At 53.7% G+C, this 24,961-nt stretch carries 25 protein-coding genes; 17 read left to right on the top strand and 8 right to left on the bottom strand.

The window, feature by feature from the left end:
- Window positions 1-273: 273 nt before the first annotated feature.
- From dgcN to NR177_RS20755, 11 genes are all read left to right on the top strand, one after another.
- Window positions 274-1,281, top strand: a complete 1,008-nt coding sequence (gene dgcN, locus NR177_RS20805) for an N-acetyltransferase DgcN (protein WP_096012399.1) — start codon at window positions 274-276, stop codon at window positions 1,279-1,281.
- Between the two features lies 1 nt (window position 1,282).
- A complete protein-coding gene (dgcA, locus tag NR177_RS20800; RefSeq protein ID WP_218996122.1) occupies window positions 1,283-2,248 on the top strand; it encodes an N-acetyl-D-Glu racemase DgcA in 966 nt (321 codons plus the stop codon).
- 15 nt (window positions 2,249-2,263) lie between these two features.
- Window positions 2,264-4,129: an ABC transporter ATP-binding protein gene (locus NR177_RS20795; RefSeq protein ID WP_256853532.1), complete on the top strand. Its 1,866-nt coding sequence runs from the start codon at window positions 2,264-2,266 to the stop codon at window positions 4,127-4,129.
- A gap of 22 nt (window positions 4,130-4,151) precedes the next feature.
- Entirely contained in the window at window positions 4,152-5,693 is a 1,542-nt protein-coding gene (locus tag NR177_RS20790; RefSeq protein ID WP_096012402.1) for a glutathione ABC transporter substrate-binding protein, read from the top strand.
- 82 nt (window positions 5,694-5,775) lie between these two features.
- A complete protein-coding gene (locus NR177_RS20785) occupies window positions 5,776-6,708 on the top strand; it encodes an ABC transporter permease subunit (protein ID WP_109716132.1) in 933 nt (310 codons plus the stop codon).
- Window positions 6,705-7,589 carry an ABC transporter permease subunit gene (locus NR177_RS20780; RefSeq protein WP_256853531.1) on the top strand — a complete coding sequence of 295 codons (885 nt, stop codon included), beginning with the start codon at window positions 6,705-6,707 and terminating at the stop codon, window positions 7,587-7,589. The genes NR177_RS20785 and NR177_RS20780 overlap by 4 nt, the downstream gene beginning before the upstream one ends.
- Before the next feature lie 2 nt (window positions 7,590-7,591).
- On the top strand, window positions 7,592-8,635 hold the full coding sequence (locus NR177_RS20775; RefSeq protein WP_256853530.1) for a P1 family peptidase: 1,044 nt from the start codon (window positions 7,592-7,594) through the stop codon (window positions 8,633-8,635).
- On the top strand, window positions 8,632-9,453 hold the full coding sequence (locus NR177_RS20770; protein WP_256853529.1) for a M55 family metallopeptidase: 822 nt from the start codon (window positions 8,632-8,634) through the stop codon (window positions 9,451-9,453). Before NR177_RS20775 ends, NR177_RS20770 begins: the two co-directional genes overlap by 4 nt.
- Before the next feature lie 638 nt (window positions 9,454-10,091).
- Complete coding sequence (locus NR177_RS20765; RefSeq protein WP_063881152.1) at window positions 10,092-11,000, top strand: LysR family transcriptional regulator; 909 nt, start codon at window positions 10,092-10,094, stop codon at window positions 10,998-11,000.
- 1,243 nt (window positions 11,001-12,243) lie between these two features.
- Window positions 12,244-12,987, top strand: coding sequence for a plasmid IncI1-type surface exclusion protein ExcA (gene excA / locus NR177_RS20760; RefSeq protein WP_306278061.1), 744 nt, complete (start codon window positions 12,244-12,246; stop codon window positions 12,985-12,987).
- A 32-nt stretch (window positions 12,988-13,019) separates the two neighbouring features.
- Window positions 13,020-13,205 (top strand): hypothetical protein, encoded by a 186-nt coding sequence (locus NR177_RS20755; RefSeq protein WP_109716136.1) that lies wholly within the window; start codon window positions 13,020-13,022, stop codon window positions 13,203-13,205.
- Window positions 13,206-13,383: 178 nt separating this feature from the next.
- Here the strand turns inward: NR177_RS20755 and cspA are convergent, their stop codons facing one another.
- Window positions 13,384-13,596, bottom strand: a complete 213-nt coding sequence (cspA, locus tag NR177_RS20750) for an RNA chaperone/antiterminator CspA (protein WP_063879191.1) — start codon at window positions 13,594-13,596, stop codon at window positions 13,384-13,386.
- Between the two features lie 383 nt (window positions 13,597-13,979).
- Between cspA and NR177_RS20745 the strand changes: the two genes are divergently transcribed.
- Complete coding sequence (locus NR177_RS20745) at window positions 13,980-14,408, top strand: hypothetical protein (RefSeq protein WP_256853527.1); 429 nt, start codon at window positions 13,980-13,982, stop codon at window positions 14,406-14,408.
- A 194-nt stretch (window positions 14,409-14,602) separates the two neighbouring features.
- On the opposite strand, the gene NR177_RS20740 is transcribed toward NR177_RS20745, so the two are convergent.
- Window positions 14,603-15,160 (bottom strand): GNAT family N-acetyltransferase, encoded by a 558-nt coding sequence (locus NR177_RS20740; RefSeq protein WP_218996116.1) that lies wholly within the window; start codon window positions 15,158-15,160, stop codon window positions 14,603-14,605.
- A 27-nt stretch (window positions 15,161-15,187) separates the two neighbouring features.
- Window positions 15,188-15,352, bottom strand: coding sequence for a hypothetical protein (locus tag NR177_RS20735; RefSeq protein ID WP_181377095.1), 165 nt, complete (start codon window positions 15,350-15,352; stop codon window positions 15,188-15,190).
- 121 nt (window positions 15,353-15,473) lie between these two features.
- On the opposite strand from NR177_RS20735, the gene NR177_RS20730 reads away from it, so the two are divergent.
- The gene (locus NR177_RS20730) at window positions 15,474-16,049 is read left to right on the top strand and encodes a YceI family protein (RefSeq protein WP_096012410.1); all 576 of its coding nucleotides are present in this window, start codon (window positions 15,474-15,476) and stop codon (window positions 16,047-16,049) included.
- 32 nt (window positions 16,050-16,081) lie between these two features.
- Here NR177_RS20730 and NR177_RS20725 read toward each other — a convergent pair whose 3' ends face one another.
- The 4 genes from NR177_RS20725 to NR177_RS20710 are packed head-to-tail and all read right to left on the bottom strand — an operon-like array spanning window position 16,082 to window position 18,575.
- A complete protein-coding gene (locus tag NR177_RS20725) occupies window positions 16,082-16,897 on the bottom strand; it encodes an anti-sigma factor (RefSeq protein ID WP_109716138.1) in 816 nt (271 codons plus the stop codon).
- Window positions 16,894-17,451, bottom strand: coding sequence for a sigma-70 family RNA polymerase sigma factor (locus NR177_RS20720; protein ID WP_145394692.1), 558 nt, complete (start codon window positions 17,449-17,451; stop codon window positions 16,894-16,896). The genes NR177_RS20725 and NR177_RS20720 overlap by 4 nt, the downstream gene beginning before the upstream one ends.
- Entirely contained in the window at window positions 17,432-17,983 is a 552-nt protein-coding gene (locus tag NR177_RS20715) for a tetratricopeptide repeat protein (protein WP_256853526.1), read from the bottom strand. Before NR177_RS20715 ends, NR177_RS20720 begins: the two co-directional genes overlap by 20 nt.
- Window positions 17,984-17,996: 13 nt before the next feature.
- Window positions 17,997-18,575, bottom strand: coding sequence for a cytochrome b (locus NR177_RS20710; RefSeq protein ID WP_256853525.1), 579 nt, complete (start codon window positions 18,573-18,575; stop codon window positions 17,997-17,999).
- Between the two features lie 328 nt (window positions 18,576-18,903).
- Here NR177_RS20710 and NR177_RS20705 point away from each other — a divergent pair, with 328 nt between their 5' ends.
- Both NR177_RS20705 and NR177_RS20700 read left to right on the top strand, forming a co-directional pair.
- Window positions 18,904-19,872 carry a D-2-hydroxyacid dehydrogenase family protein gene (locus NR177_RS20705; RefSeq protein ID WP_256853524.1) on the top strand — a complete coding sequence of 323 codons (969 nt, stop codon included), beginning with the start codon at window positions 18,904-18,906 and terminating at the stop codon, window positions 19,870-19,872.
- 208 nt (window positions 19,873-20,080) lie between these two features.
- Window positions 20,081-20,410 carry a DHCW motif cupin fold protein gene (locus NR177_RS20700; RefSeq protein ID WP_063879204.1) on the top strand — a complete coding sequence of 110 codons (330 nt, stop codon included), beginning with the start codon at window positions 20,081-20,083 and terminating at the stop codon, window positions 20,408-20,410.
- A 240-nt stretch (window positions 20,411-20,650) separates the two neighbouring features.
- On the opposite strand, the gene NR177_RS20695 is transcribed toward NR177_RS20700, so the two are convergent.
- On the bottom strand, window positions 20,651-21,274 hold the full coding sequence (locus NR177_RS20695; protein WP_256853523.1) for a pyridoxamine 5'-phosphate oxidase family protein: 624 nt from the start codon (window positions 21,272-21,274) through the stop codon (window positions 20,651-20,653).
- A gap of 432 nt (window positions 21,275-21,706) precedes the next feature.
- Here NR177_RS20695 and NR177_RS20690 point away from each other — a divergent pair, with 432 nt between their 5' ends.
- Window positions 21,707-21,970 carry a hypothetical protein gene (locus tag NR177_RS20690; RefSeq protein ID WP_158086992.1) on the top strand — a complete coding sequence of 88 codons (264 nt, stop codon included), beginning with the start codon at window positions 21,707-21,709 and terminating at the stop codon, window positions 21,968-21,970.
- An 884-nt stretch (window positions 21,971-22,854) separates the two neighbouring features.
- On the top strand, window positions 22,855-24,912 hold the full coding sequence (locus NR177_RS20685) for an EAL domain-containing protein (RefSeq protein ID WP_256853522.1): 2,058 nt from the start codon (window positions 22,855-22,857) through the stop codon (window positions 24,910-24,912).
- Window positions 24,913-24,961 lie beyond the last annotated feature (49 nt).

Genomic DNA, 24,961 nt, shown 5'->3' with positions numbered 1-24,961 from the left:
CTTCATGGGAATGTCCTCATGTGGCTTATGAAGACATTACTAACATCGCGGTGTATTAATCAACGGGGAGCAGGTCAGAATGATTTTCCTATAGCTCGCCCTTTATTGGGAACGAATTATATCCTGATACGTTGAAATAACAGAGTTACCATCACTTTTTTATCTGACTATAGCCTGCCGTTATACCCTGCTACCAAACAAGCATTCGTCACCTTTCAAAACGCATGAAATAGTGGTTTCAGAACCTTACCTTTGTCTGAAACGAGAAATCTCATGCTAATCCCACAACCTTATTTACTTTTTCTTGGTGATGTTACCGATCCACTCGCGGCGAAAACGGCGCGCGGTATTCATATCTGGCGGCCGGAACAGTGCGTTGGCGAAATTAAACTGCCGGGCTGCACTGTCAGCCTGGGTCTGGATGAGCTCGACATCCCCCGCGCCAAAGCGCGCGGCGCAAAAACCTTGGTGCTGGGTACCGCCAACGCAGGGGGTTATCTGCCAGAGCACTGGCTGGCGACGGTTAAAAGTGCCATCGAAGCGGGCATGAACGTTGCCAGTGGATTACATCATCGTCTGGTGGACGAACCTGAACTGGTAACGCTTGCTAAGACGTTTGGTGTGGAGCTTTTTGACTTACGTCATATGCGTCCGAAGCTCAATGTGGGCAGCGGTAAGAAGCGCACAGGTAAGCGAATACTCACGGTCGGTACGGACTGTTCAGTGGGCAAAATGTACACCTCACTGGCGCTGGAAGCGGCGATGCGCGAGCGCGGAATGAAAGCAGATTTTCGCGCTACGGGGCAGACCGGCATTCTGGTTGCGGGGGAAGGGATTGCGGTGGATGCGGTCATCGCTGATTTTATTGCCGGTGCGGCGGAAGCGCTGTCCCCGGCTAATGATGATGACCACTGGGACATCGTTGAAGGCCAGGGTTCGCTGTTCCATCCCTCTTATGCGGGTGTCAGTATGGGACTCATGCACGGTGCACAACCGCACTGGCTGGTCATGTGTCATGAAATGGGTCGCCCCCATATGCGCCATTTGCCTCATCAGCCTATGGTCAGCCTGAAAGCGTGCGTTGAAGCTAATCTGCGCGCCGCGCAGGTGACCAGTGAGTCTGTCCAGCTGGCTGGCTTTGCCATTAACACCTCTAATTATCCTGAAAAAGAAGCGCGTGCCTATTGCGCCGAAATCAGCGCCGAGTTTGGTTTACCGGCAACGGACCCGGTGCGTTTTGGTATTGACGAGATCGCCGCGCTGCTGCAGGAGCGTGGTTGAGATGAGACAGTTGCAGATTGACGTGGTAGCGCTGCCGCTGGCGCGGCCCTTTGCTATCTCGCGCGGTGTTCGTACCAGCGTAACGGTTATCCGTGTCACGCTTGAGCAAAACGGCTTCATTGGGCAAGGCGAATGTACGCCGACGGCGCGCTACGATGAGACGCCAGACAGCGTTCAGGCCGAGCTTGAAGCGGTACGCGCTGACGTTGAAGCAGGCTTGAGCCGCCACGATCTGCAACACCGTTTACCCGCCGGTTCCGCGCGCAACGTGCTGGATTGTGCGCTGTGGCGCCTGGATGCCGCCCGCGCCAGTCAAACGCTGTGGCAAATCAGTGCCTGTTCTCAGCCATCGTCGGTGGTCACGGCGGAAACCCTCAGCCTCGATACCCAGGGAAATATGGCGCTGGCGGCGGCGGATGCCGTATCTCGTGGTGCCATCCTGCTCAAAATTAAGCTCGACCGTGATGCGGTGCTGGAAAAAGTGGCGGCAATTCGCGCTGCGGCACCGCGCGCCACGCTCATTATCGATGCCAATGAAGCCTGGTCAGGTATGGATTTGGAAAGCCTGCTGCTGGCGCTTCAGGCTTACAACATCGCGATGGTCGAGCAACCGCTTCCCGCCGGTCAGGATCATGACCTGCAACGTTTCCATCATCCGATTCCCGTCTGTGCTGATGAAAGTTGCCATACGCGGGAGGATATCGCCGGACTGCGTAATCGTTACGAGATGATCAACATCAAACTGGATAAGTGCGGTGGACTGACGGAAGCGCTGGCGATGGTCGATGAAGCGCAAAAGCAGAATATGCGCATTATGGTCGGCTGCATGCTGGGCTCATCACTGGCGATGGAATCCGCATTGCCCGTGGCGGTCAACGCAGAGCACGTCGACTTAGATGGGCCTATTTGGCTTGCCGCCGACAGCTCTCCCTTTTTGAACTACTCCGAAGGCCGTATCTGGCTATAACGCGACGAGGCGACCATGACGGACACACGACACACTTCCCCAGTTGCAGATGCCGCCTGTTCAGCACCGGTGCTTGACATTCGGGATCTCAGCGTATCATTTCGTGGGCGCAGTGGTGAGAACCAGGCACTGAAAGGCACCACTTTCGCCATTAATCCGGGAGAAATTGTCGCCGTAGTGGGTGAGAGCGGCTCCGGTAAATCAGTCACTTCGCTCGCCGTGATGGGCTTGCTGGCGAACAGCGGCCGTATCGATCGCGGCAGTATGCAGTTTCGCGATCGCGGCGGGAAAGTGCATGCGTTAGAAACACTGGATGATGCTCAGCGCCGCACGTTGCGTGGTCGTGAAATGGCGATGATCTTTCAGGAGCCAATGACCTCGCTGAATCCGGTGCTGCGCATCGATGATCAACTCACTGAAGCCTTACGCGATCATCAACAGTACGACAAGAAACAGGCCCATGCGCGCGTGCGTGAATTGCTTCAACAGGTGCGTATTGCCGATGTGGATCGTGTGATGAAGAGCTATCCGCACGCGCTCTCCGGCGGTATGCGCCAGCGAGTGATGATTGCGCAGGCACTGGCATGTGATCCGCAACTTCTTATTGCCGATGAACCTACTACGGCGCTGGATGTCACCGTGCAGGCGCGCATTCTGCATATTCTGCGTGATTTGCAACGCGAGAAGCAGATGGCCGTTCTGTTTATCACCCATGATATGGGCGTTGTGGCTGAAATCGCGGATCGCGTCGTGGTTATGCTGCGGGGCGAAGTGGTCGAGCAGGGCACCGTATCAGAGATTTTTGCCGCCCCGCAGCACGCGTACACTAAAGCGCTGCTGGCGGCCGTGCCGAAACTGGGCGATATGCGCGACTATGCATGGCCGCAACGCTTTCCCCTGCTCGGTGCCCAGCACGCGGCACAAGACGAGCAGCATACCGCTCGCTACGACAGTGCGCCGCTGTTGGATGTGCGCGGGTTGAAAGTCTACTATCCCATTCGCAGCGGCATTTTCTCGACCCATACACATCATGTGCATGCGGTTGAGCAGATTGATTTCAGCCTGTGGCCGGGTGAAACCCTGGCGATCGTGGGTGAAAGCGGCTGCGGCAAATCGACCACCGGGCGTGCGCTGATGCGCCTGATCAACAGTGATGCCGAAAGCATTCACTTCGAAGGAAAGGAAATCTCGCACCTGAAAGAGGCGGCCTTCCAGCCGCTCCGTCGTGAAATTCAGATGGTGTTTCAGGACCCTTATGCCTCACTGAATCCGCGCCTGACCGTGGGGTTCACCATTGCCGAGCCGTTGCTGTTACATGGCATGGTGTCCTCGCTGGAGCAGGCTTCTTCACAAATCGATGCGTTGCTGAAAAGTGTCGGCCTGTTGCCCGAGCACGCGCGTCGTTATCCGCACGAATTTTCTGGCGGCCAGCGCCAGCGTATCGCCATTGCCCGCGCGATGGCGCTGAAACCGAAAGTGATTATTGCTGATGAAGCGGTATCGGCCCTTGACGTCTCGATTCAGGCACAGGTGGTCAATCTGATGATGGACCTCCAGCAGCAAACCGGCGTGGCATGGATTTTCATTTCTCACGATATGGCGGTCGTTGAGCGTATTGCCAATCGCGTGGCGGTGATGTACCTCGGCCAGATTGTGGAGCTTGGGCCGCGCCAGTCGGTATTTAATCAGCCGCAACATCCTTATACCCAACGTCTGCTGGCCTCCGTGCCGGTAGCGGACCCCGAGAACCGTCAGCCCCGTATTTTCGATGACAGCGAAATCCCTTCGCCGTTGCGAAAGGTGGGTGAAACGGTCACTAAACCCCGTTATCGGCAGGTTGCGCCCCAGCACTGGGTTGCTGACGGCATTGCATTGCGATAATCCTCAACGACCAGGAGATTTTATGAAAACACTGTTTCGCCGTACTTCGCTCGCCCTCGCATTGACGACGACGCTGGTCATGACCGCGCAGGCCCAGGATCTGCGTATTTCAATGTATGCCGATATTACCGGACTGGACCCGCACGATACCTCCGATAATGTCAGCTACTCGGTGCAGAGCGGCATCTTTGAGCGCCTGTTCCAGTTTGATGCCCACATGAAGCTGCAGCCCTGGCTGGCGACCGGTTATACCTCCAACGACAGTGCAACGGAATTTACGCTAACGCTGCGTAAAGGCGTTACCTTTCAGGATGGTACGCCGTTTGATGCCGACGCCGTCAAAGCCAACCTTGATCGCCTCGCCGACCAGAAAAAAGGGCTCAAGCGCAACAGCCTGTACAAAATGATCGCCAAGGTCACGGTGCTGGCACCCGACCAGGTCAAAATCGATCTCAATCAGTCGTTTGGTGCCTTTATCAACACGCTGGCGCATCCTTCTGCGGTGATGTGGAGCCCGTCGATTCTGAAGCAATATCCGGACGAAGCTCAACTTAGACTGCATCCAGTGGGAACCGGCCCGTTTAAATTTGTTAACTGGACACCGGGCAAAGCGGTGACGCTGGCGAAGTATGACGGTTACTGGCAGCAGGGATGGCCAAAAGTCGACCATGTCATCTTCTCACCCAGCCCGGAAGATGCCACACGGGTGGCAGCGTTAAAATCGGGTCAGGTGGATGCCATCTGGCCGTTGCCTTCCGATCTGATCGCTGCCGTGAAGCAGGACAGCAAGCTTTCGATTCAGCGCGATCCCAGCATTTATCTTTATTACATGGCGATTAACACGCAGCACAAGCCGCTGGCGGATGTTCGTGTGCGTCAGGCAATCAACTATGCAATTGACCGTAATCTGTGGCTGAAGGTGGCCTTTGCCGGTTTGGGCAAACCGGCCACATCCGCGATGCCGGAAGGGGTTCAGTTCTATCAGAAACAAACCGATCCGGATTACCACTATGCACCGGACAAGGCCAAAGCGTTGCTGAAAGCGGCGGGCTATCCTGATGGCCTGGACCTTAAGCTCTGGGTCACCAATGCGACGGCCAGTGTGCGCGCCGCTCAGGTGCTGAAAGCGCAACTGGCCACGGTGGGCATTCGTGCCACGGTGACACCAATGGATTCGGGGACGCGCAACGCTAAGCTGTGGGGCGTACAGGACCCGAAAAAGGCAGAGTTTGACCTCTATTATGGCGGCTGGTCGACGTCCACAGGCGATGCCGACTGGGCGCTGCGTCCGCTGTTTGCCACAGAATCCTGGGTGCCCACCTCGTACAATGTCTCGTATTTCAGCAATCCTGATGTCGATAAAGCGATTGCCGCCGGGCTGGCGACGGCCGATCCGGCAAAGCGTGGCATTGCCTATGCGCAAGCGCAGACGCTGTTATGGAAGGATGCACCAGTGGCTTTCCTTGGCACACCCGACAATCTGGTTGGCAAACGCAGCACCCTGAACGGCGTTTCGATGCTGCCGGATGGCAATTTGCTCTTCACTCAGGCGTCGTTTAAATAAGACGCGGATCGCCTTCCGGTTCTTTGCCCTGTGCGGGCAAGGAACCTGAGGGTGCCTGTCGCACCTCATTTCAAGGAATGGCATGTTTGCATACATCATTCGCCGATTACTGGAGATGATCCCGGTTTTGCTGGTGGTCTCGCTGCTGGTTTTCGGTTTTATCAAGCTGCTGCCGGGCGACCCGGCGCGCATCTACGCGGGACCGGATGCGCCCATTGAGGCCGTCGAAGCGGCGCGACAGCATCTCGGGCTGAACGATTCTCTACCGCAGCAGTATGTCCACTGGATCGATAGCCTGTTGCATGGCGATCTTGGCACGACGTACCGAACCCAGCAACCGGTGCTGCAGGTGATTAAGCAGGGCTTCATGCCAACCCTGTGGCTGGCCTTAGCGGGTTTCGCCTGGTCCGTGATTCTCGGCCTGGTGCTGGGCGTGCTGGCGGCACTGAAGCGGGGAAAATGGCAAGACTGGACGTTGATGAGCATGGCGGTTGGCGGTATTTCCATGCCCGCTTTCTGGTTGGGGTTGTTGCTTATCCAGTTCGTCGCGATGCCCTTTGGGCTGTTCTCCGTCAGCGGCTTTAACAAGGCCAGCGATATTGTCCTGCCTGCCATTACGCTGGGGGCTTCTGTGGCGGCGGTAATGGCGCGGTTTACCCGCTCGGCCTTTCTTGAAGTGGCGCAGGAAGATTACGTGCGCACCGCAAGAGCCAAGGGGCTGCGTAACCGCCTGGTGACGTGGAAACATGTGATGCGCAATGCACTCATCCCGGTGATTACCATGCTGGGTTTGCAGTTCGGTTTTCTGCTGGGCGGCTCCATTGTCGTGGAAAGCGTCTTCAACTGGCCGGGGTTAGGCTGGCTGTTGATTGAGTCGATCAAGGCGCAGGATCAACCGGTCATTCAGGCGCTGGTGATGCTGTTCGTGTTCGAATTTATTGTGATTAATTTGCTGGTCGATCTGCTGTATGCGGTCGTCAATCCGGCCATTCGTCTGCGACAGGAGCCAAGATGAGTATGCAATCGCTGACTGAAAACCCGCCACAGGTCATCCGTTCGCCGTGGCGTGATTTCCTGCATGCCTTTGTGCGTAACCCTCTGGCGCTGGTTTCGGGCGGATTTGTGCTGCTGCTGATCCTGGTGGCGATCTTTGCCCCCTGGCTGGCACCCTGGGACCCGATGGCACCGGACTGGATGGCGTTATCGTCGTCGCCCAGCGCCGCACACTGGATGGGAACCGACGAACTGGGGCGCGACCTGCTCAGTCGTATTATCTATGGGGCGCGAATCTCACTCTATGTTGGCGTGTTGTCCGTGACGCTCGGCATGATTGTCGGGGTCGTATTGGGTTTACTGGCAGGCTATTACGGCGGTTGGGTAGATATGCTGATCATGCGCGGTGCCGACGTGTTGTTCGCGTTTCCAGGCATGTTGCTGGCCATTGCGGTGGTGGCGCTTCTTGGTACGGGCCTGAACAATGTGATTATCGCGGTCGCGGTATTTAGCGTTCCCGTGTTTGCCCGTATTGTACGTGCTTCAACGCTCTCATTAAGACAGGCTGCCTATGTTGAAGCCGTGCGCTGTGCCGGTGCACCAGACAGAATCATTATCCTGCGCCATATTCTGCCCGGCACGCTTTCCAGCGTAATTGTCTATTTCACCATGCGCATTGGCACCAGTATCCTCACTGCGGCGGGCTTAAGCTTTATTGGCCTGGGGCCGGAACCGGATGTCCCTGAATGGGGTAATATTCTGGCAATGAGCCGCAGCATGATGATGGCGGGCGCATGGCACATGAGCGTGTTTCCGGGACTGGCGATTTTCATCACCGTGCTGGCGTTTAACCTGCTCGGAGACGCGCTGCGCGACACGCTCGACCCGAAACTCAAGGGCTAACCATGGATTTTCAACAATTGCAGTGCGATCTGCTGCTGGATCGCTGGCGTAATGCGCAAACGTTAGGGCAGCCGCGCAGCGCATGTGGGCCCACCAATCGAATCAGCGATGTTGCCGGTGTGCGCGTTGGACATTACACGCTGAATGACGGAGAGAGGCAGACTGGCGTAACGGCTATCGTACCGCCGGGCGACAATCTGTTTCTCACGCCGTTGCCATGCGGGGCCGACGTCCTGAACGGCTTTGCGAAACCGGTCGGGCTGGTCCAGGTCGAAGAGCTTGGCGTGTTGCATACGCCGATTTTGCTCAGTAACACGCTGGCGGTGGGCACGCTGTTTACTACGCTGGTACGGGATGCCATCAGTCGTAATCCGGAGCTGGGGCGGACGTTACCCACGGTGAATCCCCTGGCGCTGGAGTGCAATGATGGCTGGCTCAATGATATCCAGGCGCTGGCCATCAGCGAGGCGATGGCGCAGGAAGCACTGCACACGGCTGCGGCAGACTTTGCGCGCGGCAGCGTCGGTGCTGGGCGCGGAATGAGCTGTTTTAACCTTAAGGGCGGGATTGGCACGGCCTCGCGTGTTATTCCGTCGCTCAACGCAACGCTCGGGCTGCTGGTCCTGGCGAATTTTGGCACGCTTAGCGCACTCACGCTTGACGGTGTGCGGCTGGGTGAAAGGATTGCGCCGCTACTGGCGGGTGACGCGCCGCAGCGTGATGCCGGTTCTGTCATTGTGATTATGGCCACGGATGCGCCGCTGGATGCGCGCCAGTTGAAGCGCATCGCGAAGCGTGCCGGTGCCGGCCTTGGACGGCTGGGCAGTTACTGGGGCCATGGATCGGGTGATATTGCGCTGGCATTTTCAACGCACCCTCTGCCACAACCGCCTCAGGACGACATGCTGGAGCCGCTGCTTGCCGCCGCCGCCGATGCAACCGAACAGGCTGTACTGGATGCGTTGTTGAGCGCGGAGGCTGTTACCGGCTTTCGTGGTCACCATCGCCCCTCACTGACTCAGATTCTGGATAAATTAACCGCATGAAAATTTTTATCTCTGCTGATATTGAAGGTATCGCGGGCGTAATGCGCCCGGAGCAATGCACACCAGGCAACCCGGAATATCAGTTGGCCCGGGGACTGATGGAACAGGAAGTGAATGCCGCGATTGAGGGCGCGTTCGCGGGGGGCGCAACGGAGGTGGTGGTCGCCGACAGCCATGCGCAAATGACCAATCTGCGTGCGGAAAATATTGACCCGCGCGCCCGACTGGTGCAGGGCAAACCTCGCGGCCTGTCGATGGTCGAAGGGATAGAGCAGCAAACCTTCGATGGATTATTTCTGGTGGGCTATCACAGCGCGGCAGGCGAATCTGGCGTACTGGCGCACACCATTAATGGCCGTGCATTCTGGCGTATCCATATCAATGGCCTGGTGATGGGGGAAACCGACATTTATGCCGCCGCCGCCGCCGAGCATGGCACGCCACTGTTGCTGGTCACGGGCGACGATCAGCTCCAGCACTGGATAGCAGAATTTTATCCCACGGTTGATTATGTCTGTGTAAAACGCGCTATTTCCCATACCTGCGCGGAGTCCATCAGTCCCAAAGCGGCACAACGTGCGATATGCGCCGCTGCAAGCGCTGCGCTGCAACAGCAACCTTCGGTCAGCACGACGCGCCTGACGGCACCTTATTCCATGCAGCTTCAGGCCAGCAAACCCGTATTGGCGGATCTGTTTAGCCTGATTCCGGGCGTTACGCGCATTGATGCGGTTACTGTGGAATATCAGGCGGAGCGAATGGATACGGTGATCAGCCTGCTCAGCGCGTTTTCTTATCTGGCGAGTACCCAATCGTAGAGAAGGATGTTCGTGACGTCAGGGCAGAGACGATGTTCGTCCCTCTGGCGCTCACCTGGACTGTTTCCTGCAACCCCACGGTCTGGCGACCGCCAGGCCGTGCCTGCTAATCACGCGCACACGCGGATGACCGCCGGGTCAGCCGCGCTGCAGCACAACAGCGCCTGAACACCGTTGCTCCCGCCATGCGCCTTTCGTTGCACCCTCGTGGTGCGAATACCTGTCCTGCCAGATTGCCAACACGGGTGCGGTCGGCCGGGATGGGCAAAAACCGGCCCGGTCTGGCCCTCTTTCCCCATTATTTTCCGCGCATACCCGCAACATCACCCCGATCGGCAGCTAAAGGCGACAGTCAGTAGCTTCGCCAGCGTTACGGTACAATTTTTGCAATAAAGCAGGAACAGAGCAGGGATTGCCATGTCGCGATCACGACACATTTGCTTGCGCGCCATCCAGGGCAGGGAACGGAGAACCACGTAACAGAGCGCGCCGGTCCCGTTTACCGGTAGGCCTGACGAGATAAACGATGTTACAGGTGTACACTGTGATTCAGACATTGGCGGTTCTGCGCGCGAACAGCTAATAAAGGCTTCTGACAACGGCCTGCGGGCAGGTGAATCCACTTAGGGTAAATAATGATGCGGCTCCGCCACATAGAAGTCTTTCAGGCCATCGTTCAGACCGGCAGCATTAGCGCAGCCGCGCGCTTGCTTAACGTGTCGCAACCGAATGTCAGCCGGGTGCTGAATCACGCGGAACAGCAACTGGGATTTGCGCTGTTCGAACGGCGTATACAGGGCATGAGCGTCACGGCAGAAGGGCGACGGCTGCTGCCGGAGGTGGAAGATCTCTACCAACGCTTACAATCCATCACCCAACTCACTGAACAACTGCGACGCGGCGAAGGACAGACAGTCCGCGTCGGTGCAGCTCACGCTTTTGGTCAAATGGTGCTGGCTCCCGCCCTGGTCACCTGGCGGCAACAGGTGGCCTCGGTCAGTGTCGAACTGGTCACGGAGCACTTTAATACCCTGTGCCAGATGATTCTGGATAATCAGCTGGATTTCGCGCTGGTCTTTGGTCAGCAGGTGGACGCCGATCTGCTGGCCGAACCGCTGTTTCAGTCTTCGATGGTGGCGCTGCTGCCACTTAATCATCCCCAGCACGAACCTGTTACGCTGGAGTGGTTATGCAGTAATAACCTGCTGATGATGCAGACACAGGACCCGCTTGGGCGCGTACTGCACCGTGCGCTGCGCGATAAAAAACTGAATCCCGCCGTGTCGCTGTCGATTAAAACCTACTCGGTGATTGCGGATATGGTACTGGCGGGCGGCGGCGTGGGTGTCGTGGATCTGTTCACGGCTTGCCGTTATGCCGACCAGTTAAAATTGCTCCCTGTCGCACAACCGTTGCCGTTTGAAGTGATGCTGATCAGCCGTCGTGATCGCCCCCAATCGCAGTCCACGCTGCAACTTAAGCAGGTCATTCGTAACAGACTGTGGGAGATTGCCCGCCAGTGCGAAGCGCAGTTTATCCGTGAGTGAGCAAGCTATGCACTCACTTACAGCCATGCAGCTTATTGAAAATACTGTTGTAGAGCATTTAAAAAAGGTCAGGAGGAAGGTCGGCATCCTGAGATTTATTCTGTCTGGTGGATCACGCTGTTCGCGCTATAAGCATATTCAAGGCGCGCACCTGGGCGTTTGTTACAAGGGTACGGCAATGTAAACCTGCGCCAGGTTGTAAATGGATGAGATTACTATCCTGAGAAATGTTAAAAGCCCTGACCATTGCAGTCAGGGCTTTTAAGGTACTTCAGACTTCAGATTTGACATTAATGAACTTACTAAATGACTACTGCAATTTATACTGCGTATAAATGCACCCGTTTGCTACAGATAATATTGGGCATTAAAACGTGAAGACCTCCCATTAGTTATCCTGGTATATCACTTGCCATCTTTATTTATGACTAAAGCATGGCGTCTTAAACAAGTACATTCCCCATCGCGACATATACTCTTTGATGCGTTGCCTGACTACAGTTGCCTTCACCTGAACCCAGGGAAGCAACGAGATGGGTAAATCAAGGCCTTACATCGTCGCGCTTTTACTACCATTTTGCTGCACAGCACTGTCACTACATGGCCTTAAAGCGAACTGCATCCCAAACTACAGACTTCATGGCCTTTAATGCAAAATGGCTTACCCCAATTAGTACAACAATGATGCTCGTTTCTCTGTGCTGTTAGGAACCTAATCTACGGGTTTTATTCTCCGAGTCAATACTGTTTTTAAAAACATGTTTAAATTATCAGTGACATAGAAAGCCTCCCTTTAAGAATGCTCCCAATGTTTTATTTCTGTGGGCCAGGGCGAACGTCAGTGAAAAATGGCGGATGCTTTTTTGACATCAATCAAATTCTTTCAGAAGCCTGCATTCCAGTGCGTCGCTCATTATTTTCTTCAGCCCGGGACTTAGCGCCTTTCATTGACATCGGTTAAGGACGAAATAAGAAAGTTATATTGCGTATCTGGAAAAATATATGGAAAAATCATCACCATGAAAACGCTACTGGTCGTAGCCTGGAAACAGGAGCAGGGCAGAATGACCCGATTCGGGTGCCGGTGGTTTTTCGCCCGTGGAAAGCGCCAGCGAGCTGAATGCTCAGCTGTCAAAGGGTGACAGCAGTACAGCGTTTTGTTAATACGGAGACTGTTGTTGGCAGTGAGTGACTCAGTCAGGCTTCATTCCGTGTTCCCGGCGTGTGATGAAGCGGCCAGACGATGGGGTTTCTGGCTCACAGTATCCCGAACTCTCTCTGCCGGGCGTTAGGTAACCCGGCGAACAATTTGACAGGTGTAGAAGAGGTCATAATGAGTCAGGTTGAAAGGGTAAATCCTGTTAAAGAGCCCCTGTGGCGAAAGGTATTCAGGATCTACATGATGACGTGTTTTCCCTGCGCGTTGTTAATCACTTTACCTTCAGTATTCATTATCCCGTCACTGCTCAGGAAAGGTGATTATCTGACGCTGTCGCTTTTCGTTGCCATCTGGGTTGCCTTTGCCGTGCCGCTGATTTCAGCCGGATTAAGCAAATTACGTCACCGTAAAGTGCTCGGCCACATGGTTGCGCTTCTGAGTTGTCCCCATCGTTTCAGCCCACGTGCGCATCAGGTGGTAGATACAAAACGAGGTCAGTATTTTGGCGTGGACACCGATCGCGGCACCCTGCTTTACATACGAAGGGTGAACAGGGACACCACTGATGTGGTGGCGCTGACCATGGAGGACTGGGTGAAATGTGAACAGGACGGGGCATGTTTACGTATCCACACCTGCCGGTCGGATGTATCACCACTGTGCGTATACGACGATCCTGCATCAGTGGGATTGATAGCCGAAACGCTCAGGGCAATGAGACACAGACGTTATCCCGAGCCTGCCGGAGAATCCTGGTCTCACTATGTCAGGCGGCAGAGTCGCCTGATTCCTTATGCGCACAATGTTATCGCACCTCAGGACATCTGATTCACCCGGCTGACAGCTCCTCTGGTCTGGTCATGAAAATTGGTTACTGTTCTGGACACCTTCGTGCCGCTTACGGGGTGATGGCGCATACCCGAGAGATACCGCTTTATAAAGCGATCTTTGTTAATCCTGCCTGGACCGGTAAGGGCGATGGTGAGAAAAACAAGGACACGAGTAGGGCAGGACATTACCAGATGACGGGATGGGGAATGGCGTGAGTGTTACCTACAGGATTGCCTGTTAAATGATGACCGCGGGGACAGGCAGAACAGAGGGTGGATGACATCAGGCAATAAAAAACCCGCACAAGGCGGGTTTTTTTGTTATCGGCAGAGCTGGTCTGAGCAGACCAATGTCTTTCTCGTGGTTGTCAGCGCCGCTGATAACGAAGGCAGGTTAGAGCGGCGTAACGTTGCCAGCTGCAGGACCTTTAGCGCCATTTTCAATGGTGAAGGAAACTTTCTGTCCTTCATCAAGTGTTTTGTAGTTATCACTCTGGATAGCAGAAAAGTGTACGAATACATCTTTGCTACCGTCGTCTGGAGTAATGAAGCCAAAACCTTTATCTGAGTTGAACCATTTTACTAAACCAGTCATTTTGTTAGACATAGATATTTCCTTAATTGATGAGCCACTAGGTGCGGCGGTTATGGCCTGTCATTGAGATTTACTTATTGGGCACTTAGGAGGAGGCTCTCGAAGAAAGGTATCTTTGGATAACGCTTTAACTGAGGACTGCTTTACTAAAACTGCTTCATAAGGTCTGTGTTCCAAACCGATGCGCTATTAAGACACAGCGAAATGGATTTTGCAAACCCTTTATTTTTCTGTCTATTTGAACGTTCAGAAGGCTGAACGGCTATCCGAAACGCGCTGCTGGAAGAGAGTGATGAATCTCAGAGACGCTGGCTGTTTTTGCTAAAGTCCACGAAAGGTTAGGAATCGGGAACGTTCTCTTAAGACGCTGCCAGTCGGAAACTCTCATTGAAAGAGTGAAACGAAAAATTATGGTGGATTGCAGGAGTGATAATGAAGGGCGTCAGAGGCTTATGACTCTGGGTGAGATAGCGTTGGCAAGATCGGTTTTTAGTCCTTCCATCGTTTATCCTCGCGTCTGGATTCATCATGCCAGTGACTTTCCCTTCAAACTTCAGGGAAGAAATACCACAATGAGTCCTGACGGCGAGCTTTATTTCCGGGACTGGTATTGCGAAGACGTTGTATCAGCACTGACGTATAATAAGCAGGTCATTTTCCCGGCTGAAAAACAACCAAAAGCAGGTCTTTTTTGTATTCAGCCAGCAAAATTTAGATTTGAAAACGGGCAAGAATATTTCACTTATATTGAAGTAAATAAAAAGCAGAGGATGAGAATAAAAAGGCTACAAGAAAAGCCTATGTCTCGACCTTCCGGGTGGTAGAGCAAGATAACAATCTCAAAATTGTCCCAACCGCGCATAAATCAAAGCCAAACCCGCATCCCTGTATTCGGGGTAATTTACAGTGAAACTGTACATGACAGAAACAAGATCAAACGCAATTCCGGCAACAAAAAGTCGCCGTCCTGAAAGGTGATAAGGCGCAAGAGCCCGACCTGAAAGCGTTGCGGTTTGAGTCAACAGTCATATCTGTAGATAAAGGTATCGTCAATTCTCCCCAGGCCATCGAGGCGCTCGTTCACGAGAGTGGCTTCACGTTTGAAACCACATTTCAACGCAACCGACTGACTGCGCAGGTTACGTCCTGCCGTACGAATTTCGATTCTCTTTGCCTGCAAAAATGCTGAGGCTATGTTTGTGACCTGTTTGCATGCTTCAGACATTATGCCTTTCCCCAACACATCGGTAGCGAGCCAGTAGCCGATTTCATAGTAAGGAATCGCGCGATTTCTGATGAATAAGCTAATACAGCCCACGAGTTCATCTGACTGACGATCAATAATTAAAAATTTATATTCTTCTCTGTCATTCAGAAAATTATCAGCCGCCTCCGCCATGTTTTTCTTAACAGAATCAAGAGAATGAAATCCCGGAGACCAGAGCAAGAATTCATGATGAAGAGAACTGAACGCATTCAGTTTCTGCTGCATTTCTTCTGTACGGCTCATGTCAGGGGCAATCAGATAAAAATTTTCATGCTGCCGAAAATGTAAAGGAATATCATCCAGATACATATTAAATCTCCCGTGCACAGGTTATTTTTATTTCTTATCACAAGCGAGGAACAGCGGCATCCACTTTTCAGGATGTGGGGAGCAGCAAACTTCCCCCTCCAGCCCGCGATAAGCCGAACAGCGCTCGCGCGCCAGCATCAGCAAAAGCCGCTCATCTCCCCAGCATGCTGAGTCCACCTCGTACACCATCATGCCGTTTCCACATCCGGGCGAGATCCCCATCCCCACGAATGTTATATAACTGTAAGTATTAATCGAATAAAGTTGCTACCTGGCGCGTTTATGCGTTGTCTGTTCACTGGAGAATCCCGTTATGACGCGCGCTGTTACTTTTCTGGTTGCTGGGTTGCTGCTGAGTCCGTTATCCCACGCCGCCTCACTTTATTACACGATTTCCACCCCTGACACCGCGATAGGGCTGTCATGGCGCGCCTTTGGCGGTATTTCACATGCGAAATTAACGGGCGTGACCGGCGAGGTCGCGCTGAATCCGACGAATGAAATGGATAATCATGTGAAGGTCAGTATTCCGGTCTCCACGCTGATCGCCTCAAACAATCTGCTGACCTACCAACTGAAAAGCAGCATGTTTTTTGATGCGCCGCGCTATCCCAATATCGTTTTTACCAGCAGCCGGATCGTGGCGCAGGGCAACGGCCATTTCAGAATTTTTGGTTCGTTATCGGTCAAGGACGTGCAGCGGCCGGTGATTCTGGAGGCCACGATGGAAGAGCACGATCGCACTGCGCAGAGCGAGGACAGGATATCACTGCATGCGATGACCACGATTTCCCGTTCGGCCTACCATATGGATCGTTTTACCGCGCTGGTGGATGATACGGTGACCATCAATATTGATATCCAGGCAGAGGCCAGCCACGTGCCGTGAAACGGCGTTACAGCCAGCAAGGCCGCTGGCCGTTAAGCGTTGAGGGATTTTTTCAGGGCGTCAGCACTGGCGGCCAGTTCCCCGTCCGGGTTGCGGCCTATCAGAACAAACTGGTAGCCGCCATGATGCCACCAGACCAGGCGCATATCATGGCGTTGCTCACGCTGCAGGCCGCTCGTGGCAGGCTGCTCGTCCGGGGAAATGCACAGCGCCATCGGGCCGTATTCCGCATGAATCCACGCAATCTGTGCAATGGACGTGCTGTCATAGCGCAGCATGCGCACCATCTTTAATTCCGCATCCGGCAAGGCAAGCTGCCGGGCATGAAGACGCAGGCCAATGTCCTGCGCCGTTCGCGCCAGGCCATGTTGCAGCGCGGCAGGGGAGTTATCCGCATCCAGCAGGGTTTCTGCGCTGTACAGTGACATGTACTGCGCTTCGAGATCGCGAATTTTCTCGCTCTCACTCAGCCTGGTTTTAGCCGGGCGAGCAAGGTAGCCCAGGCCCGATCCGATCACCAGAAAACTCAGCGAGGCCGCAATCAGCGAACGACGGCTGACGCCCGATGTGGCGGCAACGGCAGCAGCAGCGGGTTCCTGCCCTGGCGCGGCTAATAGCGTGTCGAGCTGGCGCTGCAGTTTGGCTTCCGGTGCCTTATCCAGTAAGGGCGCAAAGGCCGCGTCAAAGTCGAGCTGGCTTTTCATCAGTTCATCAACGCGTTCAGCCAGCTCCGCATCGTTTTCCAGCAGCGACGCAAACTGGCGTGCATCCTCGGGGTCCATCTCGCCATCCAGCCAGGCGACTAAGGCTTCGTCACTGTAAGGGGGCGAAAAATGCAGCCTGTTCATGAGCGTTTCTCCTTCGCAGCGGCCTGAGCATCAAATGATTTTGCCAGCGCCGAACGCGCGGTTGCCAGCCTGCTCATAATGGTGCCGATGGGCACGGCCAGCGTTTCTGCGGCTTCCTGATAGGTGAATCCTTCGACATACACTAAAAATACGGTATTGCGCTGGGCTTCTGGCAATGCGCTGACGCGCTGCATGATTTTCTGAAAATGCAGGCGTTCATCGTCACGTTCCTGCGTATCAGGGGCCAGCAGGTCATCGCTTTCCACAAAACCCTGTCCTAACCGCACGCGGCGGGCGCGTAGATCGGAAATCCAGATGGAGTGAAGAATCGAGAACAGCCAGCGATCTATCCGGGTACCTGGCGTAAACTGCGCGCTCTTTTCGAGCGCGCGAACACAGGTAGACTGCACGAGTTCTTCGGCAACGTCGTGGTTTCGGGACAGCACCAGCCCGTAGCGCCACAGGCGCGTCAGATGGGCAGCAAGCTGCTGACGAACTTCGCTGGTAGTGATGTGACTGTCCTCATGGTACGTATCAGGATTCCGGATGGCCATCAATGGCGGCCTGCAAATCACGATACTCTTCGCATCCTGTACCGCACAGGCTGGCGATGGTTTTCAACTGCGCTTTTGCCAGATCGGGACGGCCTTTAATCAGCCACGCCTCGCCCAGGTACTCGCGCACTTTCGCATAGCGCGGGTTAAGCGCCAGCGAGCGTTGATAATACCCGATACCTTCGTCGGTACGCCCGAGTTTTCGGGTGGCATAACCCCGGTAATTCCAGGCTTCTGCGGTATTGGGCTGTTTCAGGCTATCCAGCAGCGTCAGCGCGGCCTGATATTCGCCTTTTTTTGCCAGATGATAGGCATAGTTGGTCTTGTCTTCGTCACTCAGGCGTGCCGTCTTGTCGGGAACGCACTGTTTACTCTTGCTGTCGTAAACCTGCCCACGCGGACAGTCGGGAATGTTATTGTTGGTGCTGTCATCGCCTGCGGCCAGGGCCGGGTTGGCGTGGATAACAAACAGCAGGGCCGGAACCAGCAGCTTACGGCCTGTGGCACGCAGCAGTGAAGAGGTGTTTTTCATGGTAGTGCTCCAGTTAACGGTAGGTTCGAACGGGCAGCATGCGGCGCAGCACGTTATCGCGTAAAACGTAGTGGTGGATAAGGGCGGCCAGAGCATGGAACGAGGCCAGAATAATCAGCGCCCAGGCGACATTGTTGTGTAATTCCCCCAGGGCATGTTTGAGCAGGGGATCGACATGCACCAGCCCGGTCAGATCGAACAGGCCAAAAAAACCAAAGGGTTCCTGCTGTGCCCAGCGAAACATAAAGCCCAATACAACTTGTGTGAACAGCAGCAGATAGAGCGCACCGTGCACGCAGTGTGAAAGGAATTTTGCCGGACGAGAAATGGCCGCGGCGGGCATCGCGTAACGCGGTGAGCGCTGGCTCATCAGCCGCCAGACCGGCCGGACCACCATCACCAGTGCCAGGATGATCCCGCAGGAAATATGCACCGACTGTAATCCCTTGCGGAGCGGTGTCCCGCGGTCCAGCCATTCCCAGATGTGCGCACTGGCAAACAAAAAGATGACGCTGGCAGCGGTTATCCAGTGCAGCGCCAGGGTCATGCTGTCGTAGCGCTGTCGGGGTTTTTTGGGTTGTGTTTGAATCATGGCTTGCGATCTCTCAGTCAGGTTTATGATGAGTGAACGTATCTGTGCGGATTTTTATTCGATATTTTTTTAACGTACTGCGTTTGGGTGAGGTCACTCACCAGAGGAAGGGCAAGAAAACGGCTGAACTGCCCGGCCTGCAATCGTTGTCCATTTCAGTACGCGCCGGGCTATGCGCCGTCACAGGTATGTTCTGGTTGCCGGTGAGCCATTCGGATGATGCGCATCCTGCGAAAGGACATTGACGTCATCGGGAGGGTGTTTTAATGATGTAGGGCAGTTATCACCCGGTTGTTAAAAGCCAAATCTACTCTTAAGGCGCGTTCCCATGACGATACAGGTTTGCATTCCCGATGATTATCAGCTGGTCACGACGGGCCTCGACTGCCTGCAAAACCTTCCCCAATTTCACTGCACTGCCGTTGGGGATATCAGCCGGGATTCTGGCGCGGATGACGCGCTGGCAAATGCCCAGGCCTTGATCCTGATCCGTGAGCGCACCACCGTCGACGACGCCTTTTTACAGCGCACGCCAAATCTGAAGCTCATCAGCCAGACCGGCAAAATCGCCCGCAATATCGATCTCGCGGCCTGTTCACGGGCTGGCGTTGCCGTGGTAGAAGGCGTGGGTTCGCCCGTTGCCCCGGCGGAGCTGACATGGCTGTTGATCATGGCGGCCCGCAGAAAGTTCGTGCAGGCCGTTAACGCCATGCGCGCCGGACACTGGCAGGCGGAACTGGGGCAGGGCGTGCACAATCAGAGGTTAGGGATTTTGGGCTACGGAAAAATCGGCAAGCGGATTGCGGCTTACGCTAACGCCTTTGGTATGCAGGTGCAGGTCTGGGGCAGCGATCGCGCCAGGCAGGAAGCGCAGCAGGAGGGATTGATCGTGCCTGCCAGCCGTGAGGCGTTTTTTGCGACCAGCGATGTGATAACCGTTCATCAGCGCTTAGTGGCAGAAACTCAGGGCAACGTTACGCTCGTCGATCTGTTGCAGATGAAGCCCGATGCGCTGTTTGTGAACACCAGCCGGGCAGAGCTGGTGGCCGCCGATGCGTTGCTGAGTGCGCTCCAGCAGGGCCATCCGGGCTTTGCGGCGCTTGATGTCTTTGAGGCGGAGCCGATTTACGACCCGGCGCATCCGTTATTATCGATGCCCAATGTGCTCTGCACGCCGCACATCGGCTATGTCGAGAAGGACAGTTACAGGCTGTATTTCAAAACCGCGTTCGACAACGTGGTGCGCTTTTTTGAGGGTGATGCAAGCCATGTGATCAACCCGGAGGCGCGGGGATAATTGGAAGGGCTGCGCCAGATCGTTACGTTAGCGCAGCGCAATTCCGTGCGGTTGTTAAGGTAAATAATAAATCTCTTAAGAAATATTAAGAGAAGGCAAAAAAATGAGTATTAATGAGGGTTTTTATTAAGTGAAAAGATAAGAAAGGTTTTTAATTTTTAAGGTTTAAGTTTGTTAAGCCACTCAACCTCGATAATAAGGCATAAAAATGAAGATGGAAAACATCCCCTTTGGGATAACCGACTGGTCACAGATCGAGGAAGAACGGCATCCGGGGGAAAGCGGATTCGCGCTCTGGCGCGTGGCAACGTTTGGCGATATCCGGGTCAGAATGGTCGAGTATTCCCCCGGCTACGTCGCCGATCACTGGTGTATAAAAGGGCATATTCTTCTGTGTCTGAAAGGGGAGCTGGTGACAGAGCTGGATGACGGACGGACGTTTGTATTAACGCCCGGCGTGAGTTATCAGGTTGCCGACGATGCTGAAGCACATCGTTCAACGACCACGGCGGGAGCAACCCTGTTTATCGTTGACTGATGGGATTGGTAGCCTTATTGCGGGTGGGATGGATTTTTCATGCGATAGGGAGATTGAAGCGCGGTTTCGTAGAGTAACTTGTTGGGGAAGGGTGCTTTCTGATGAGAAAGGCACCAGGGCGGCCTGATAAGCGTAAGTTTAGTGAGGTGGGGCTTAATGTCATGGCTTACCGTTCAGAACGTAAATATGCGGACCTGCCGTGAAATCAGTGAGTCCACCAGTGGTAATTTTAGTCAATGTTCAATAAAGCGTGTTTTTCAGCCTGTCCGGCAAGGCCTTATCGTATGCATCTCCATCGATTTCTGATTGTGAGATCATCTTCAGAATAGTGCCAGTGCTGGGTAGGGTTTTCCTGTCAATCTGAATGGCAGGATCCCATAATTTCGAGCGGATGATAGCCCTACTGCATTGAAACATTACACTCTGTACTGAAATACGTAACACTGTTTTAGGCAACTGGCCTTTCATTTCAAATTTTTCCAGTAGGGTTGGGTCTATAGAGATTTCAGCAGTGCCGTTTAAACGTATCGTTTCTCCAATTCCCGGCACCAGAAAGAGAAGCGCTACCCTGTTGTCTGTTAAAATATTACGCAGACTGTCAAGACGATTATTACCCCGGCGGTCAGGCAGAAAAACGGTTTTCGCATCATGAATATGCATAAAGCCGGCCGGATCGCCTCTTGGCGATATATCCAGCCCATGAGCCCCTGAAGTTGCAAGGACGACAAAAGATGATGCCTCTATAAAAGGGCGGTATGCCTGATGAATATGATCAGTAACTTTCATTAAGGAAGGTTTGGCTACAGCGTCGTAAAGCTTGTCCAACTCAAAAGTATCTCTTACCACCATGTCTTTATAAATCATCCTAAAGCTCCCTTCATTCAAAATGACAAATTTGCACGAGTTCTATGAATAAAACATGACGGATGAGCCAGAAATACGATCTGCCTGGTTTGAACCAGCCAAAACTTCTGATGTAATGTATATGCCTACAGCACGCTGGCGTTGCATAGTCATATTACTTAGGTGATGTCCGCTTCTGGCACTCAGCGGACATCAGATAGCTCCAGATGGCCCTCCGCTGTGAGCGGAAAGCGGGCAATCAGCGTCAAAAGCTACTTTTTTTACTGCACCTTCTCTATGGTATAAAACGATGACTAGCCAGGTCCTGAGTCCGGACCTGACAGCAATAAGTTTGATCATTTACATGAGGTTCGATACTTGCTATATCTTATCTCAGATCGGCGTGCACTCTGGCCTCTCTAGTCATTTCAAGCGCTTATAGAGGGTATTTTAATGAATCAGACCCACTCTGTTCCGGAAATTTATAATCCTGAAGTGCCCTATGCAGTAAAATGCGAGATAGTGACACAACTGTGCCGGGCACTGGCTTCCCATAAAAATATCTCTCCAGAGGATTTGAGAAAGTATCTTCTGGAGAAAACGCATGTTGATTTCGAAAATCTCGAAGGTAATCCGGTAGGCATGCTGCTGCTGTATGAGTACCTTTACTCTCAGCGCCCCACAGCTTGCGCCAGCGCTAAAGAAAACCTCCATTAAGAGCAGCCTCCAGCAGGGGGCTAATCGGTCCTGTCACCCCGCGCGCGAACGCCAGTCGTAGCGTTATCAAAATTCACAACTACCTCGTGCACTCCTGGCACGAAGCAGACGAGCGGACTAAGCAGAAAGTCCGCTATGAGCAAGAAGCGCATATTGCTCAAATCGGGATGTGCTCATCGGCGGGGGCTGGTCAGCCCTGTTAGATATCTAACCTGTGCCGGAACAAATTCGTCTGAGTCTGGTGACGTTATTTATGCTCATTGTCTTCTGCATCACCGGTCCGGCAGGCGCCGGGCTGCCTCTGAAAGGTGAAGTGAGTATTTAAGCCGGATAGCCTTTAAGGCAGAAAAATCTCAAAATGGCAGCGGTCTGGCGGAACTCAGCGGGCCGTCCTGCCATAACCTGTGGCCAGGGCATCAGCTCAGCGCATAAGCCATTTGCAGAGCGTAAAAATCCTGAATAATCAATAGGGTTTTGTCATACAGCTGTGTACCAGGCGCGGATGTGCCTGACGTCAGTCCGTGTTAATTAACGGTGCAGGGTTCCTGGCAGTGGGTTATTTACTCAAAATGACGGGCATGCATAACAGTTGCCTTAAAAAGCGTAATTCGATTATTTACATACTCAGAGATAAAAAGCGCTTAAACCGAAAATTTGAAGGTATGTTTGTAGCAATCGCACAGGTGCCGACAGGTACAGCCTTAGGTGGTGTCATGAAGCCTGGTACCGGCTAAGACTAAACAGAAGTGAATTAACGGTAGTCTTTATGCTTCAGGCTAAAGTTTTACAAAATTGTTTCTCGATATCAGGTGAGCGAGGCCGATACTCATTTTACAGGCAGGATCATCTCCGAGCAGGTCGATGAACTCATCAAGGACAGCCGCATGAAATCCGTAACCAATGACCAACTGGGGGCCGCCGTGGCCAGAACGTCGCTTTGCGCAATATACCTTCTTTCTTCAACCGGAGAGGTGATGAGCTGGAACCTTGGATGCCGTGAGATTAAGGGTTGGGAAAGCCGTGATATCAGAGGGCAACATATTTCGGTTTTTTACGATGAAGATGAACAGGCCAGGAACATACCTGAGGCCGATCTGGGGTATGCACGTGAGCATGGCAAGTTTACAGGCGAGGGCTGGCGTCTCCGGAAAAACGGCAGCACATTTCGTGCATCAGTTGAAATAGAATTTCTCAACCCATCTGAGAAAGAACACGCTGCTTTTATTAAAATCGTGCGGGACGTTTCGCATGATTATCAGGAAAGGGCGGCCCTACGCATCGCTCAACAGGTCATCCAGAAAAGGGAAACGGAGTTATCAGACACCAATAAGGTGCTCGACGCTGTGTTCTGCCACACGCCCTGCGCCCTCATTCTGTGTGACGTAAAATCGGGTGGCATAATACGCGCGAACCCGACAGCCATGAATTCCCCCCATCTGCAGGCGCTGGTATTGAGCGGTAATACCCTGACAGGTATCCCTGAGGCGCTGCCAGCCGAACTGAGTGCTGTGTTCAGGCAAGCCTATGATCTCCTTCCCGATGAAGGGTTCAGTGAAACTGTCTCTTCAGACGATACCGCACCGGAATTTTCACTGCGGATTTCTGCAGAAAGGCTGAATTCGGGCGGCGGAGAGGACTATCTTCTCTATACCATACTGGATGTCACCGCAGAGTATCAGGCAGCAGCAAGGGCTAATCACCTGGCACTGCATGATCCACTGACAGGGCTGCTTAACCGCCGTGGCCTGATGCCCAGACTGGAGACGCTTCTGAGTGGCGACAGCCCCTTTGCCGTCATGGTCTCTGACATTGACCGCTTTAAAAGCATCAATGACGTTCTGGGCCATCCCACAGGGGATGCACTGCTCATTGATGTTTCTGCGCGGCTACAGTCCGTCCTGCGCCCTGAAGATATCCTGGCCCGCACAGGCGGTGATGAGTTTGTTGCCGTCTTACCGGGCATAAGCTCAGCAGCAGAAGCAAGCGAAACGGTATCACGCCTCACCGCAGTGCTGAAGGAACCCTTCATGCTGAAAGGCCGCAAGGTCACGTCGGGTTGCAGCTTCGGAGTATGCCTTTTTCCGGGCTACGCGCGGGATGCTGAAAGCATGTTATCGGCAGCAGATATCGCCCTGTATGCGGCCAAGTCAGCCGGACGTAACGGCTGGGTCATCTTTACAGATGAGCTTGCCAGTTCAGCGAAAGAGCGCTTCAGTCTGGAAAACGACCTGCGTGGTGCGCTGGAGAACGGTGAGCTTCAGCTTTTTTACCAGCCCGTTGTGTGCAGCGTAAGTGAAGAAGTCGTGTCATATGAAGCCCTGCTGCGCTGGCATCATCCTGTAAGGGGAAGCGTTCCGCCTGACGTTTTCATACCGCTTGCTGAAAAAACCGGGCTTATCCATGATATCGGCGCATTTGCGCTTACGCGTGCCTGTACTGACATGGCAGGCTGGTCGGGACAGGCGCGGGTGGCAGTAAACATTTCGCCCCGACAGTTCAGAGACCCGCAGCTGGCGAACAGAGTGAAAAACGTCCTGATTCATAGTGGGCTGCATCCCAACAGGCTGGAACTCGAAATTACCGAGTCCGCGCTGTTCGACAACCCCGAATTCAGTTATGAAGTGATACGGAAATTCAGGGAGACGGGCATTGATATGGTGCTGGATGATTTTGGCACCGGTTTTTCTTCCCTGAGCCACCTCAGCTCCGGACTTTTCAGCAGGATAAAAATAGATAAGTCATTTATCAGCGACCTGCACCGGGATGCCGGAGCGGCAGCTATCGTCAGTTCCGTTCTTTCACTTTGCCGTCAACTGAAGGTTGAAGTTACCGCAGAGGGCGTGGAGACACCTGCACAGGCTGAGTGGCTCAGAAAATATGAATGTCCTTTGCTGCAGGGATATCTCTTTGGCAGGCCGGGGCCTTACTGGATTCAGAAGTGAAGTCTTTGCCCTTATCAGGACCTGCCGGCGGCGCTTACATTTTGCGCCG

Origin of the sequence: Pantoea sp. Fr+CA_20 (assembly GCF_024520835.1) — a bacterium.
GTDB lineage: Bacteria > Pseudomonadota > Gammaproteobacteria > Enterobacterales > Enterobacteriaceae > Pantoea > Pantoea allii.
The sequence above is the reverse complement of the archived record's forward strand: the minus strand, read 5'-3'. Positions and strand labels throughout refer to the sequence as shown.